Annotated in this window: 12 protein-coding genes; 8 read left to right on the top strand and 4 right to left on the bottom strand. The window is 52.0% G+C overall.

Translation table 11 applies throughout. The features are described 5' to 3' along the window. The gene (locus L6H70_RS09645) at positions 1–729 is read right to left on the bottom strand and encodes a lantibiotic immunity ABC transporter MutE/EpiE family permease subunit (protein WP_236332246.1); all 729 of its coding nucleotides are present in this window, start codon (positions 727–729) and stop codon (positions 1–3) included. Next, positions 722–1,438 (bottom strand): lantibiotic protection ABC transporter ATP-binding protein, encoded by a 717-nt coding sequence (locus tag L6H70_RS09640; RefSeq protein WP_236332244.1) that lies wholly within the window; start codon positions 1,436–1,438, stop codon positions 722–724. The genes L6H70_RS09645 and L6H70_RS09640 overlap by 8 nt, the downstream gene beginning before the upstream one ends. A gap of 166 nt (positions 1,439–1,604) precedes the next feature. Here L6H70_RS09640 and L6H70_RS09635 point away from each other — a divergent pair, with 166 nt between their 5' ends. Further along, positions 1,605–2,387 carry a GNAT family N-acetyltransferase gene (locus L6H70_RS09635; RefSeq protein ID WP_423802786.1) on the top strand — a complete coding sequence of 261 codons (783 nt, stop codon included), beginning with the start codon at positions 1,605–1,607 and terminating at the stop codon, positions 2,385–2,387. A gap of 3 nt (positions 2,388–2,390) precedes the next feature. Next, complete coding sequence (locus tag L6H70_RS09630) at positions 2,391–2,606, top strand: hypothetical protein (protein ID WP_236332241.1); 216 nt, start codon at positions 2,391–2,393, stop codon at positions 2,604–2,606. Between the two features lie 113 nt (positions 2,607–2,719). On the opposite strand, the gene L6H70_RS09625 is transcribed toward L6H70_RS09630, so the two are convergent. Then, complete coding sequence (locus tag L6H70_RS09625) at positions 2,720–4,333, bottom strand: helix-turn-helix domain-containing protein (RefSeq protein ID WP_236332238.1); 1,614 nt, start codon at positions 4,331–4,333, stop codon at positions 2,720–2,722. Further along, complete coding sequence (locus tag L6H70_RS09620) at positions 4,330–6,072, bottom strand: sensor histidine kinase (protein WP_236332236.1); 1,743 nt, start codon at positions 6,070–6,072, stop codon at positions 4,330–4,332. The genes L6H70_RS09625 and L6H70_RS09620 overlap by 4 nt, the downstream gene beginning before the upstream one ends. A gap of 385 nt (positions 6,073–6,457) precedes the next feature. On the opposite strand from L6H70_RS09620, the gene L6H70_RS09615 reads away from it, so the two are divergent. From L6H70_RS09615 to L6H70_RS09590, 6 genes are all read left to right on the top strand, one after another. After that, a complete protein-coding gene (locus L6H70_RS09615; RefSeq protein ID WP_423802816.1) occupies positions 6,458–8,002 on the top strand; it encodes an extracellular solute-binding protein in 1,545 nt (514 codons plus the stop codon). A gap of 139 nt (positions 8,003–8,141) precedes the next feature. Next, on the top strand, positions 8,142–8,903 hold the full coding sequence (locus L6H70_RS09610) for a LacI family DNA-binding transcriptional regulator (RefSeq protein WP_236332234.1): 762 nt from the start codon (positions 8,142–8,144) through the stop codon (positions 8,901–8,903). A gap of 4 nt (positions 8,904–8,907) precedes the next feature. After that, complete coding sequence (locus L6H70_RS09605) at positions 8,908–10,221, top strand: alpha-amylase family glycosyl hydrolase (protein WP_236332232.1); 1,314 nt, start codon at positions 8,908–8,910, stop codon at positions 10,219–10,221. After that, entirely contained in the window at positions 10,218–11,141 is a 924-nt protein-coding gene (locus L6H70_RS09600; protein WP_236332230.1) for an ABC transporter permease, read from the top strand. Before L6H70_RS09605 ends, L6H70_RS09600 begins: the two co-directional genes overlap by 4 nt. Positions 11,142–11,158: 17 nt before the next feature. Then, positions 11,159–12,082: a carbohydrate ABC transporter permease gene (locus L6H70_RS09595; RefSeq protein ID WP_236332228.1), complete on the top strand. Its 924-nt coding sequence runs from the start codon at positions 11,159–11,161 to the stop codon at positions 12,080–12,082. A 43-nt stretch (positions 12,083–12,125) separates the two neighbouring features. Next, entirely contained in the window at positions 12,126–14,546 is a 2,421-nt protein-coding gene (locus L6H70_RS09590) for a glycoside hydrolase family 31 protein (RefSeq protein WP_236332226.1), read from the top strand. The last annotated feature ends 52 nt before the right edge of the window (positions 14,547–14,598 follow it).

Below are 14,598 nucleotides of genomic sequence, written 5' to 3'. Positions count from 1 at the left end.
TTACTTCGCCTCCTGTTTACGGAACCATAGCGCAGTAAGGGAGGAAAGCACTCCGAACCAGGCCAGGGAGATCAGGGCATCCGGAAGGATCATGTCCGTACTTCTCAGAGGACTGTCCGCCGGTACGGGAAGACCGTTCGGCAGAATCAATAATACCGGGCACATGAGTCTGAAAGTAATCGTATAAGGGAGGAAATGCCACAGCCCTCCGGAATCGAAGGCAACAACACCCATGACATTACCGAACATATTAAGCAGTACGGCGGCGAATAATCCGAACCGTGCAGCCAGGAACAGGCACAGTGGAATCTGCCACAGAAACGTGACGAAGATCAGGAAACTGCCGGCCATGCTGTTCAGTAACGGAATGGTTTGGCCAAACAGCAATCCCCCTGACGTAATGCCAATCAGGAAAAGGAGGAGAGCGGCCAAGAGCCATCCTGCACAGGCGATGATTTTCCCGGCCCAAAGTGTCCTCAGGTCAACGGGCAGAGCCAGCAGTCCGCGGTATTTCATCTTAGCGTCTTTCTGCAGAGCTAGCGAACAGGCGAGGGTCAGCGCTCCCGGCAAGAGCATGGTATACCACCAGTTATAAGCCCCGCTCTGAAAATAACGTCCGCCCATTAATATAACGCAAAGGAGAATGGTGAACACAGGGGCGATCCAGACAAGCTTGGGAATGAACGTGCCCCGCCATTTTAAGCGTTCAGCCCGGAGATGACTAAGCATGAACCGTACCCTCCCTCCGGGCTGCTGCTGCCACCTGCATGAACAAGGCTTCCAGCTCTTGCCCGTGAGGAACGGCTCCCTGATACCCTAGAACTCCGCCGGCAATAATTCCAATCTGATCGGCAACCTGCTCGACTTCGGTGAGAATATGACTCGACAGAATTACGGTAATCCCTTGCTGTGGAAACGAACGGATCAGCTCCCGCAGCTCCTGAATCCCGATAGGGTCCAGCCCGTTCATCGGTTCGTCCAGAATCAGCAGCTCCGGCTGGTTTAACAGTGCAATAGCGATGCCCAGCCGCTGCTTCATGCCCATGGAGAATTGCCCGGCACGTTTCTTGCCGGTATGCGTCAAATCCACAACGGCGAGTACCTCCTCGATTCGGGAGTGCGGCAGTCCGAGGGAAAGCGTACGTACCTTGAGATTCTCGCGGGCTGTCAGATTTTCATACAGCGGAGGTGCTTCTATCAGTACACCAATCCGACTTAGAGCCTTACGGGTCCATTCATGACCATGAATGCGGATACTCCCGGAATCGGGGCGCAGCATGCCGGCGATCATTTTGAGTGTTGTCGATTTGCCTGCGCCGTTCGGACCCAGCAGCCCGTAGATCGAATTACGGGGTATGGTTAATGATACTTTGTTGACAGCTGGCTGATGTTTGAAGCTTTTGCATAAATCTCTGGTTTCTAAAATAATGTCCTGCATATTATATCATCCTTTCTACCTCCACAGTGTAAGGGGAGATTCTAAGGATTCTGTAAGGACCTAACGTAAGCTGAGAATAATTTTATTAATATTCTACTGGGATAGGCTTCCATTTTGATGCTATGATTAACTGAATGCTCATCTATATTACGGAAGGATGATAAGATTGCTTTTTAAACAATGCCCAATTAACGAGGTGCAGCATCTCATTCAGGATTATATTCATACCTTGTCCTCGCCCTTTGATTCCTTCCTGGAGGAACATATTCTAATCTCAACGTTTTATGTAATCCTCGATGAATTCAATGAAGCCGGCTATTATGCGATTCATCAGAATCAGCTGCTTACTCAATTTTACATCCGGCCGTCGTATCTAAGGCATGCTCAAGAGCTTTTTAGTAAGGTGATTGAGAAGCATGCCGTGAAGTCCCTATTCGTACCGACCTGTGACGAGCTGTTTGTAAGCTTAGCCATAGATAAAGGCTATCCAATCACCAAACAAGCCTATTTCTTTCAAGACAGTCACGTAAATACTCCGGAGCATGATTCACTACAAGTTGATCGTTTCGTTCCGGCAACATTAGATGATCTTGAACCTATACAGCAGATGTGCGGGGATTTTGTTGATCATTATGAGAGAAGGATTGCGAACGGAGAGCTTTTCTCATACTATCGGGGCTCTGTCCTGCTGGGAATTGGAGTTCTTGAACAGAGTAAAATGCTTAATGGACTGGCAAGTATAGGCATGTTTACGAATGAGTCGTACCGCAAGCAGGGGATTGGGAGAAACATTATTCTAAAATTAAAACAATGGTGCTATGATCACGGATTAAAGCCGGTTTGCGGATGCTGGTATTATAATGAGGCATCAAAATCAACACTGGAAAGTGCAGGTATGATTACAAAAACCAGGCTGTTAAACTTTACAGTAAACGCGGGAGAGGAATGACGAATGAAGATCTCCGGAAAGTTAGTTCTTTCACTGGTTCTTGTATTTGTCCTCGCACATGATACTAAGATTATTCTGGAAGAAGCAATGCAGGGGAATGCTGATACTTCATACATGAACAGCTCTGCTAATAAAAGTATTAATCCGGACGAACGCGGCATGACCGCAGATAAATTTAAGTATGAAAAAAGCTGGCATTTAGAGAACCCGTCAACTTAAGCGTAAGATTAAAATCCGGAAAGTGGTATGCAGTTAAAGCAAGCATTAAACCTTAATATAATTTAAAAAAAGAGCGGCAGCCCAGGACTGTCGCTCTTTTTATTCCCCTCTACCTACCCCACCCCATGCGAATGCTGCTCCTTCTTATACTCATTCGGCGACAGGCCGACCTCCTGTTTGAACAGCTTCGAGAAATAAGAATAGTTCGTATATCCGGTTTTGCTCGCAATGGTGTACACCGACAGGCTGGTTGTTTCCAGCAGATGTTTGGCGGCGGCGATACGGACCTGAATGACGTAGCTGCCGAGGGAGATGCCGGTTTCCCGCTTGAACAGTCTGGCCAGATAATCCGGATTAAGGTAGACGATTTCCGCCAGATCGTTGCGGGTCAGATCATCGCCATAGTGCGCATGAATATACTGCTTGATTTCCTCTGCGATCGATTTGGGCTGGGCGGCGAAGTCGCGGTATTCCATAGCAGTATTGACGAGATACCTGAGATATTCCTCCATATCCTCGATCGAATGCAGGGAGTGCAGCAGCATTTGATCATTGACCCGGCCGGCATATAATTTATGCGCCTGAATACCTTTGAGCTTGAGAAAAGAGTAGACAAGCTGCACAATATCCAGCCGGTACAGGCCGAGCACAGAGGTATCAAGACAATGATGGCTCAGCATGCTTTTTAGATAACGGATGGCCTCCTCCAGAAAAACAGCCAGCTTGTTCTGGTTCAGCAGCTCTTCCAGCTGGGCCAGATCCGGCGGGGTATAGGTAGTTTTGGGCTGCTGCAGGTAATTGGCCACGAGATAGGTCCGGTTCCGGCATTTGGTCAGCTCTTCGTCCATATTCAGCAGCTGCTTCAGGATATTCCCGATATGGTGCAGCTCGCCGGATATACCGATGTTGCAGCAGGCATCACATTTCAGATATGGGACGGCCTTTTGGATAAAAGAAGCCCCGAACGCCTGCAGCTCTCCGGCATCCTCCGGGTGTCCGTTCCATTTCAGGATGGCGATCCAGTTGTACTCTTTCACCTCCAGAATACTCTCTACCTTGTATCCCGGGTTCTGCAGCAGCTCATAGAGCACATTCAGTAGCGCAAAATCAAACAGATCCTTCTCTTCCTTGCCCATGCTGCCGTTATGGGGAAATACATTGAATAACAACGGCTGGATGAGGTCACTCATCTGATAGGACAGATTTTGTTCTTGGATCGCATGAGTAATGTCCGCCTGTTTAAGCGGGAAGGAGGTGCTGCCGCTGACCAGCCTGCGCCAGAAGTGCTCCACGTTTTTGGACTGGTTTTTTTGCCAGTAGTAGCCTCCAAGGATCGCCTGCTCGTTGCTCTGCTGCTCCTTGGCCCGGACCACCGCCTTTTGGATGATCAGCATCAGCTTGTCGAATTCAATCGGCTTCAGGAAATATTCAAAGCTCTGCAGCTCGATCGCCTTCTGGGCATAATTGAAATCCGCATAGTTGGTCAGGAGGATCGCCTGGATGCTGAACTGCCGCTCCCGGATCCAAGCCAGCAGCTCCAGGCCGCTGCCCTGCGGCATTTCAATATCAGAAATCAGGATCTGAACGGAATGCTTCTCCAGAATCTCACGGGCTTGCGCGACATTGTTGGCCGTATACACCGTTTCGATATCCAGCAGCGTCCAATCGATTTTTTTCTGCAACGCAGCGATTACGTAGTAGTCATCATCTACAAGCAAGATATTCATAGGCTGTGCTCCATTTCTAATGAGTTGTCGGGGAGATCCGGCAGCAACAGGGTGACACAGGCACCGCCGTCTTCAAGATTGGAGAAGCTGACGATGGCCAGATTATAGTACAGATATTCCAGCCGTTTCAGCGTGTTCATAATGCCGATATGCGTGCCCTTTGTCTGATCTAGCGGCAGCCCGGAATGAAGCTTCTCCAGCACATCCTGCGGGAAGCCGGGTCCGGTGTCCGAGAGTATAATCCGGGTACCCTCGATGTCATGCTCCAGCATGTGGCGCTTAACGCTGAGCCGGATCTGCACTTCATTTTCACGGGAGATGGCATATTTGACGGAGTTCTCAATGAACGTCTGCAGCACGAGCGGCGGGATGTTCACGTCCTTGGCATCCTCGGCCAGCTCCACGTGGTAGCTGAAGGCATCCCGGTAACGCTGCTTCTGAATCTCCAGATACATCTGCACATGCTCGATTTCATTCGCTAGCGGAACAAAATTCTCGCCGTTCTGGAACAGGTAGCGGAAATACTTGGAGGTGGTCATCGCCATATCCTCAATTTCCTGATACATTTGAATTTGTGCCATGCTGTAAATGCTGGTCAGGCAGTTCAGGAAGAAATGCGGCTTGATCTGCTGCTTCATATAATCCAGCTGGATGCGCTGCTTCTCCAGTTCCTGCTCGTACATGGTGATTTTGAACGTTTTGATCTGGCCTACCAGATCTTTGAACTGATCATTCGCCTGCTCCAGCTCGATAATTTTGCTGCCTTTGTAATCCGCCGGCTGGCTTTCTTCATTAATACACGCCAAATTTTCAGAGAAGCTCTGAATCGGGCCGAGCACTCTTTTATTGAAGAAGAGCATGATCACAAACAGCGATGAGGTGACCATGAAGAACAGCAGGACGATCAGGAGCTGGGCAATCATAATTTTTTCAAAAGCCCCGAATTTAATGACCATCTTCGCGCTGAACGTTGTCCCCAGAAAATCACTTATGATCGTAGTGCGCGGCTGTATCAGGGAGGCAAGGCCTTTATGTTCCTGCAGCGGTCTACCGCTGTTCGAAAGAGGACTGGAAAGGGCTGTGCCCTGATCATCGACGAGTGAAGCATAACCGTTAGCTCCCAGATTGATGTCGCGCAGCGGACGGATCAGGTTGTCGGCGGAGATTAGTCCGATTAAATAGCGGTTGTAGTAAGGGACAATGTTGATCACATAATATTTGCCGCTCACGAGTACAGGGGTCCATTTGGAATAATACTTCTCGTACACCTCTTTGTCGTCGATAAAAGAAATGATCTGCTTTCGCAGTTCCAGATAATCCGAATAGCTAATACTGATCGGCGAACAGTTCAAAAAGTAGGACTGGTTCTTTAAATAGTAGAAGAAATTGTATTCCTGCCCGTAGTTCCTTTGGAGCTCGGTGAACCGTTTGTGCAGATTCTCGTTGGATTTGAGGAACTCGATGCTGTTGATGCCGTAGGCGTTCATGGTGTTCAGTGTTTCATCATTCGCCAGCGTCCAGCCCATATAGTGATTCATGTAAGCAAAATCATGATCGATCCGGTTGATGTAAAGCGCAGCCGTATCTTTCAGATACCGCGTGGACTGCTGCTTGACGATTATTATAGAAGCGATGCTGATTACCAGGTCTACCAGGAGTACAGTGACTGCAATCATAATCATAACTTTCACATAATGACGGATTGGAAGCGGTTTAGTTCTTGGTGTATTTTTGGCCATAGGCTCTGTCTTCCCGGGTCCTTTCTAAGCAATCATATCTATGAATGCGTTTTATTGTAGGTAACAAAATCATTATAAAACCTTTACGCAAAAAAAACATAAGAACAGACAGCCGAAGCCCCGCAAAGTCCGGAAAGCGCTAACAAAAGTCTGGAAACTGCTATATGAATTTTATAGCGGGCAGTGCTAAGATGCTCAAGCATGTACAGACGGAGGCAAAGGTCCGAATAACGGCGGTAAGGCGTCCGGAATACAGAGATGCGAGCAGTTATGATTAGACATGTAAAGAGGATGCACACAACAGAAACGGGGGATGTACACAATGGTTGAACAGAGCAGAAAATTTACGGCCAAGAAACTGGCTACCGGCCTTCTGGCAGCTGTAATGGTAGCGGGACTCGCCGGCTGCAGCGGCAATAATAAGGAGAATAACTCCGCAGCGAGCGATACGGGCAGCTTTAACAAAGAAGGGCTGCCGATAGTAAGCGAGCCGGTGACGCTGAAGGTACTGACCGTACGCTGGGGCAGCATGGGCGATACGTTTACCCAGAACCAATGGCTGAAGGATCTCGAAACCAATACAAATGTGAAAATAGACTGGCAGGTCATGTCCTCCAATGACTGGGCCGAACAGAAATCGATCATGCTGGCCAGCGGGACGCTGCCGGATGTGGTGCTGGGTGACCAGACCTTCTCCGACTCCGATATCGTGAACAACCTGAGCTATTTCCGCCCGCTGGATGACTATATCGACCAGTATATGCCTAACCTCAAGGCAGCCATGGAAGAAACACCGGATATGAAGAAGATCAGCACCTTCCCCGACGGAAAAATCTACTCGATGCCGGCCAGACTGCCTTCGCGTCCGATGAGCTCACGCCAGCCGGTCATCAACAAAACCTGGCTCGACAAGCTGGGCCTGAAGGTTCCGGATACTATCGACGATCTCTACAACGTGATGAAAGCCTTCAAAGAGCAGGACCCGAACGGCAACGGCAAGCAGGATGAGATTCCTTACATCGAAGTGAGCAATGACCTGATCAGCCCCTTCGGAATTGCCGACCTGAACAATAACAACATGCTGGTGAAGGACGGCAAAGCGGTCTATTACCCGACTTCAGAAGAATACAAGGAAGGCCTCAAATGGGAAAATAAATTGTATAACGAAGGTCTGCTCGACAAAGAGCTGTTCACCCAGGACGACACGATGAGATCCGCGAAGTTCCAGAATCCGGATGCTCCGGTTGTCGGCTTCTCCTACCAGTGGACACCGGATGCCGTATTCGGCAAATGGGGCGACCAGTATGAAACCATTCCGCCAATCGCCGGACCGGACGGCAAGCGCTACACCATCGGTAATCCGATCGGGATGAACCTGGCACGCAATGAGCTGCTGATCACCTCTTCCTGCAAAACACCGGAAATCGCTGCACGCTGGGCCGATCAGTTCTACACCAATGAAGCAAGTATCCAGAACTTCTGGGGTGCGATCGGAACCGTTATCCAGAAGAACGATGACGGCACTTATACCCTTATGGACCCACCAGCCGGAACCAGCGCAGATGCCTGGTACTGGGATCAGTCGCTTCGCGATTTCGGTCCGAAATACGTAAGCCCTGCATTTGAGAAGAACATTGTCCTGAGCGCGGAAAGCGGAGACGGCCTGAAGCTGCAGCTCGATAAGCTGGGCAGTGAATATGTGACTGAGCCATTCCCTAACGTGATGTACACGGCCGAGGAATTCCAGGAGCTGCCGACCCTGACTACGGACATTGACACCTATGTGAACACCATGCGTGCCCAGTTCATCAGCAAAGGCGGGATTGATGAAGGCTGGGAGGCTTATGTGAAGAAGCTGAACGACATGGGTCTGGAAAAGCTGCTGAAGATCCGTACCGAAGCTTACAGCCGTTATGTAAGTGTAAAATAATTACTTGCCCTCTCTGTTCATCCGCCCTGCGCAGCCCATTGCGCGGGGCGGTATTGTCTCGGGGCATGCGCCAGTTAAGCATGCAGGGAGAGGGAGCCAATGACAAGAAGATGCGAGTGGTCTGCTGGAGGAGGATAGGATGACAGTTACGATGAAGAAAGTGGCCCGCCGTGCGGGAGTCTCCATTTCCACAGTCTCCCGGGTATTGACGGGCCATTCGAATGTCAGGGAGGAGACTTCCCGCAGGGTCCGCCAAACGATAGAGGAATTAGGGTATACGCCCAATATTATCGCGCAGAACCTGGTTTCACGGACAACACGCAGCATCTGCGTGCTGCTGCCGGGTACGGCGGAGAAATGGTCCTCCAATCTGTTCTTTATGGAATTGATCCGCGGAATTGTGCTGGGGGCCCGGCGGATGGGCTATGACATTCAGGTCGGCTCAGGTGCAGGGGAACAAGAGGAACTGGAGGTTGTTTCCCGCCTGTTAAAGGGTGGACGTGCCGATGGGGCTATCCTGCTGTCCGGCCGCAAAAACAGCGAAGTTACCGGTTTCTTGAGGCAGGGCGGTTATCCGTTCGTGCTGGTCGAGGATGACCGGACTGCCTTTGGCTTGAGCAATAACCTAGTCCAGGCGGATGGCGCTGGCAGGAACCGCAGTCAAGGGCAGCAGCTCAATTTCACGTCTCAGGCGATTGATCCGGCAATTACAGGCTTTACAGGCAGCTCACCGGGAACGCCATTATTTGACTTCCTGATGGACGACAGCATCTCGCGGATGGGCTCTATGGCCTCGCAAATGCTGATTGAAAGCATCCAAAAACCGGATAAAACGCCGCTCCGGGAGGGGCGCTTCATCAACGCGTCCCACCGTATGTCTATTTCAACTATAGGAGTGTAACAGAATGGCGAAGGTAACTGCGAAATCGCTGCGCAGCAGTGTTGTATATTCAGTTTATGTCCGCAATCACAGTGAAGAAGGAACCTTCCGGGCTGTGGAGCGGGATCTCGGGCGCATCCGCAGGCTGGGTGTGGATATCATCTGGCTGCTGCCGGTTCATCCGATCGGACGCATGGCCCGCAAAGGCGGACTCGGCAGCCCGTATGCCAATCAGGACTACCGGGAGATTAACCCGGAGCTGGGAACGCTGGAGGATTTCACACGTTTGGTCAGCGCGATCCATGACCACGGAATGAAATGTATCATGGACGTGGTGTACAATCACACCTCGCCGGATTCGGTGCTGGTGACGCAGCATCCGGAATTTTTCTACAAGACGCCAGAAGGCCAGTTTGGCAACCGTGCCGGTGATTGGGCCGATATCGTAGATTTGGATTATACGAGTGCAGAACTATGGGAGTATCAGATCGAGACGCTGCGGATGTGGGCCGGTTTCGTGGACGGCTTCCGCTGCGACGTAGCGCCGCTGCTGCCGCTTGCGTTCTGGGAGCGTGCCCATGAGGAGGTTGCAGCGGTCAATCCGGACTGCCTGTGGCTGGCCGAATCCATCGAGCCCGGCTTTATTATGCATCTCCGCTCATTGGGCTTGATCGGCCTCAGCGATGCGGAAATTCTGCAGGCCTTCGACGCTTGCTATGATTATGATATTTATCCGTATTACAGCGGATATCTGGCCGGAGAGAATACACTGGGCAGCTATGTGGAGAAGATCAACGCCCAGGAATATCTGTATCCGGACAACTATGTCAAGCTGCGGTTTCTGGAGAATCATGACCGGGCCCGGGCCAAGGCGGTGATTCCGGGTGAACAGGATCTGATCAACTGGACAGCTTTCCTGTACTTCCAGAAGGGGATGACACTGATTTACGGCGGACAGGAAACGGCGAATGAGGTCTGCCCTGATCTCTTCGACAAGGATACGGTCAGCTGGAACACAGGCTCTGATCTGTCCTGGCTGTTCGCAGCGCTCTATCCCATCAAGCAGAAGAAGATTATGGCCCAGGGCATCTGTAAGCTGCGCGCACTTGAGGAAGAACACATTATCACCGGGACCTATACCTGGGGGGGACAGAAACTGGTTGGTGTGTTCAGTCTGAGAGGAAAGTCCGCAGAGGTGGATACAGAACTCCCGGATGGTGTTTACCGTAATTTGATTGACGGCAGTGAAGTTACTGTGGCCGGAGGCAGGCTGTTCTGCGCCGCACGGCCGCTTATCTTAGAGTCCGGACAACTAATGATTCAGGAGGGGATTTCATGAGATCCGGCCAAGCCAGTCCCGGGGGGACGTTCGGAGCGGTGAAAAGAAACTGGGGACTGTATTTGCTGCTGCTCCCCGCTGTGGTGCTTTCACTGTTATTCGCCTACAAGCCGATGTACGGCATACTTATTGCCTTTAAGGATTACAGCCCGGCTATGGGGATTGCCGAAAGTCCGTGGGCAGGGTTCAAATATTTCGAGAAGTTTTTTAATTCCTATCAATTTTCGGCCACGATTAAGAACACGTTGATTATCAGCCTGTACAGTCTCGTTACCTTTCCGATTCCGGTTATCCTGGCGCTGATGGTCAATCAGATGCGGCCGAACCGGTTCCGGCGGTTTTTTCAGACCGTATCTTACATGCCGCATTTCATCTCTACAGTGGTTATGGTCGGGCTGATGGTCATTCTGCTCTCTCCGAGTACAGGGTTAGTGGGAAATCTGTACAGCTTGTTCGGAAAAGAAGCTCCTGATCTGATGGGCTCCTCCGCGCTGTTCAGCAGCGTGTATGTCTGGTCGGATGTGTGGCAGCATGTCGGCTGGGACAGCATCATCTTCATTGCCGCCTTATCGGCGGTTGACCCCAGTCTGTATGAGGCCGCTACCGTTGATGGCGCAAGCCGCTGGCATAAAGTGCGGTTTATCGATATTCCGATGCTGATGCCGACAGCGGTTACTCTGCTGATTTTGCGTGTCGGGGGGCTGCTTGGGGTTGGCTTTGAGAAGGTCTATCTGATGCAGAATGATCTTAATGCCACCTCCAGTGAAATTCTGTCTACTTATGTGTACAAAATCGGTCTACTCAGCAGCCAGTACAGCTTTTCTTCAGCGGTCAACCTGTTCAATACCGTCATTAACTTTATTCTGCTCATCATTGTCAATCAGATTTCCAAAAAAATCAGCGAAAACAGCTTGTGGTAGAAGGGAGGAGCAAAGCGATGGGAGTACTAACGCCTGTAGTTAAAGGGAATAAGGGGAAAATCAAAAACAACCGGTCCTCGGACACGGTCATGGAAATTGTAATGTATGTTGTTGCGGTAATCTTTCTGATCATCCTGATTTATCCGCTGTATTTTATTATTATCGCTTCCTTCAGTGATCCTTCGGCGGTGTCCGGCGGTCAGGTCTGGCTGTTTCCGAAAGGGTTCACCCTCGAAGGCTATCAGGAGCTGCTGCGCCACAAAAATATTTGGATCGGCTACCGGAATACCATTCTGTACACCATTGCCGGGACAGCCATCGGCCTGGTCGTAAATATCTCGGCGGCTTATGCGCTCTCGCGCAAGGATCTTCGGGGACGCAAGTTTCTGTCGCTGTTCTTTATTTTTACGATGTTCTTTAACGGCGGGCTGATTCCGACCTTTCTGACCATCCGCGATTTTCATCTGTATGACACCTTTCTGGTGATGGTGCTGCCGTTCTCTGTGGGCGTATATAACATTATTGTCGCACGCACCTTCTTCCAGACGAGTATTCCCGGAGATTTATGGGAAGCGGCGCAAATTGATGGCTGCGGGAATCTCCGCTTTTTTACACAGGTCGTGCTGCCGTTATCCAAAGCGATTATTGCCGTGCTGGGCTTATGGATCGCTGTCGGCCACTGGAATTCTTATTTCAATGCCCTAATTTATCTGAAAAATCCGAATCTGCACCCGCTGCAGCTGATTCTCCGTAACATTCTGATTACGAATCAAATGCAGTCTGGCATAGGGTCGGGTGAGGCTGCGCAGCTTGCGCTGCGGCTGGCGAATATGATGCGCTATTCGGTCATCATCGTGGCTACTGTTCCGATCATGTGCGTATATCCGTTTATCCAAAAATACTTTAACCAAGGGGTCATGATCGGTGCGGTGAAGGAGTAGTCTTCATCCAAGCCGGCTGACCGGAAAAGAGGTTTGCAAAACCATGAACAATGCAATCCAAGAGCAGCGCCCGCTGCCTGATCATCTGAAGCTGAAGGTGCGGCCAGACGCTAACACGGACGCAATTATTCAGGGGGATTGTTACCGGTTCGCGGTCCTGACTCCGCAGCTGATCCGTCTGGAATACAGCGCCGGGGGAAGCTTCGAGGACCGGGCTACACAGACTGTGGTGAACCGGGAGTTTGCCGTCCCTGAATTCCGCGTGATCGATCACGGGAACAAGCTTGAGGTGTTTACGCAGCACCTTCATTTGAGTTATGACAAGCAGCCATTCTCCCGCCACGGCCTCAGCATGCGCGTCCGGAACGGCTCGGGACATCTGATGAGTGTGTGGAATTATGGCGACACGCCGCAGGATCTCGGCGGTACGGCGCGTACGCTGGACAACGCGGACGGGGCAATTCCGCTGGAGCCCGGGCTGTTGTCCCGCAGCGGGTATACGCTTGTGGACGACAGCCGCTCACTCCTGCTGGAGGAGGACGGTCAGGTGACTCCGCGTGCCATGGAAGGGCAGGACCTGTATTTCTTCGGCTACGGCCATGATTATCTGGCCTGCCTGAAGGACTTCTATCAGCTGTGCGGGCCGGCGCCGCTCCTGCCGCGGTATGCGCTCGGCAACTGGTGGAGCCGGTATTACCGCTACACGGCGGATGAATACAAAGCGCTGATGGAGCGGTTTGAGTCGGAGCAGATTCCGTTCTCGGTGGCGGTGATGGACATGGACTGGCATCTGGTCGACGTGGATCCGCAGTACGGCAGCGGCTGGACAGGTTATACCTGGAACCGTGAGCTGTTCCCGGATCCGGGGCAATTTCTCTCCTGGCTGCATGAGCGGGGGCTGCATGTGACACTTAATGTTCATCCGGCGGATGGGGTACGGGCATTCGAAGACCCTTATCTGGCGATTGCCGCGGAGCTGGGTATAGACCCTGAGCGGGGCGATGCCGTGGATTTTGATATTACAGATCCGAAATTTCTGCAGGTCTATTTCAAGTATCTGCACCACCCGCTGGAAGAAGAAGGTGTGGACTTCTGGTGGATCGACTGGCAGCAGGGCGGTGTGACCAAGGTTCCGGGCCTTGATCCGCTCTGGATGCTGAATCACTATCACTATCTGGACAGCGGGCGGCGGGGGAGCAGACAGCTGACCTTCTCCCGCTATGCCGGGCTTGGCAGCCACCGTTATCCGGTAGGGTTCTCGGGCGACACGATTGTCACCTGGGAATCGCTCGATTTCCAGCCGTATTTCACGGCTAATGCCGCGAATGCAGGGTACGGCTGGTGGAGCCATGACATCGGCGGGCATATGCAGGGGGTTCTGGATGATGAGCTGGTCATGCGCTGGGTACAGTTCGGCGTATTCTCGCCGGTCCTGCGCCTGCACAGCTCTGCCAGTCCGTTCAACAGCAAGGAACCGTGGCGGTTCAACCCGGTCGCAGAGGCAGCGATGAAAGCTTCGCTGACGCTGCGGCACCGGCTGATTCCGTACTTATATACGATGAACCGTTATGCCAGCCGGAACGGACTTCCGCTGGTCCGGCCGATGTATTATCATCATGCGGAGCAGCCCGGGGCTTATGAGGTGCCGAATCAGTACTACTTCGGCACGGAGCTGATCGCCTGTCCGGTGACCCGGCCGGTGGACCGCAGAACCGGCGTTGCAGAATTTTCGGCATGGCTGCCGGAGGGCCGCTGGATCGATTTCTTCAGCGGCAGAGTGTATGACGGCGGACGCTCATTAGCGCTCTACCGGAATCTGGAGAGCATTCCGGTGCTGGCCAAGGCGGGAGCGATTGTTCCACTGGCCGACCTGACCCGGTATACCTCCTCGGTGGCGAATCCGCAGCAGCTGGAGGTTAGGGTATTTGCCGGCAGCGGCGGCTTCTTTCAGCTGTGGGAAGATGCGGAGGAAGCGGCAGAAGACCGGGAAGAGAACTGGTGCTGCACGGAAATGACGCTGGCCTGGGAAGAAGCTGCCCGCTTTACGATTGGCGCTGCCCGCGGGAATACAGCTGCCATTCCGGGGCGGCGGAGCTGGAAGCTCTGCTTCACGGGAGTGGCCGATTCGCAGGTGCGGGTGCTTATTGGTGGCGAGGAAGCCGGGGCGGTAACCGGGTATGACGATGCATCGCATACCCTTACGGTTATGATAACGGAGGTAGCGGTGGACACCCCCATTGAGGTTGAATTCGCCGCTGTTGTGCTCGCCGGAAACCGGGTGGAAGCAGACGTATTCGCCCTGCTGGACCGGGCACAAATTGAGTTTCAGCTGAAGGAGCAGATCTTCGGCTTGGTTAAGTCATCAGCATCGCCCGCGGCTGCGCTGGCTTCCCTGGCAGCGCTTAAGCTTGAGCATTCGCTGTTTGGCGCGTTGTGTGAAATCTTAACGGCAACAATAGAGTAAGGGCGGGCCACGGGGACGGACACAAGTTGGATTTTCTCCATCTAATTTTCTC

The organism is Paenibacillus auburnensis (assembly GCF_927798115.1).
GTDB lineage: Bacteria > Bacillota > Bacilli > Paenibacillales > Paenibacillaceae > Paenibacillus_AQ > Paenibacillus_AQ auburnensis.
This window is presented reverse-complemented; position numbering and strand designations above follow the sequence as displayed.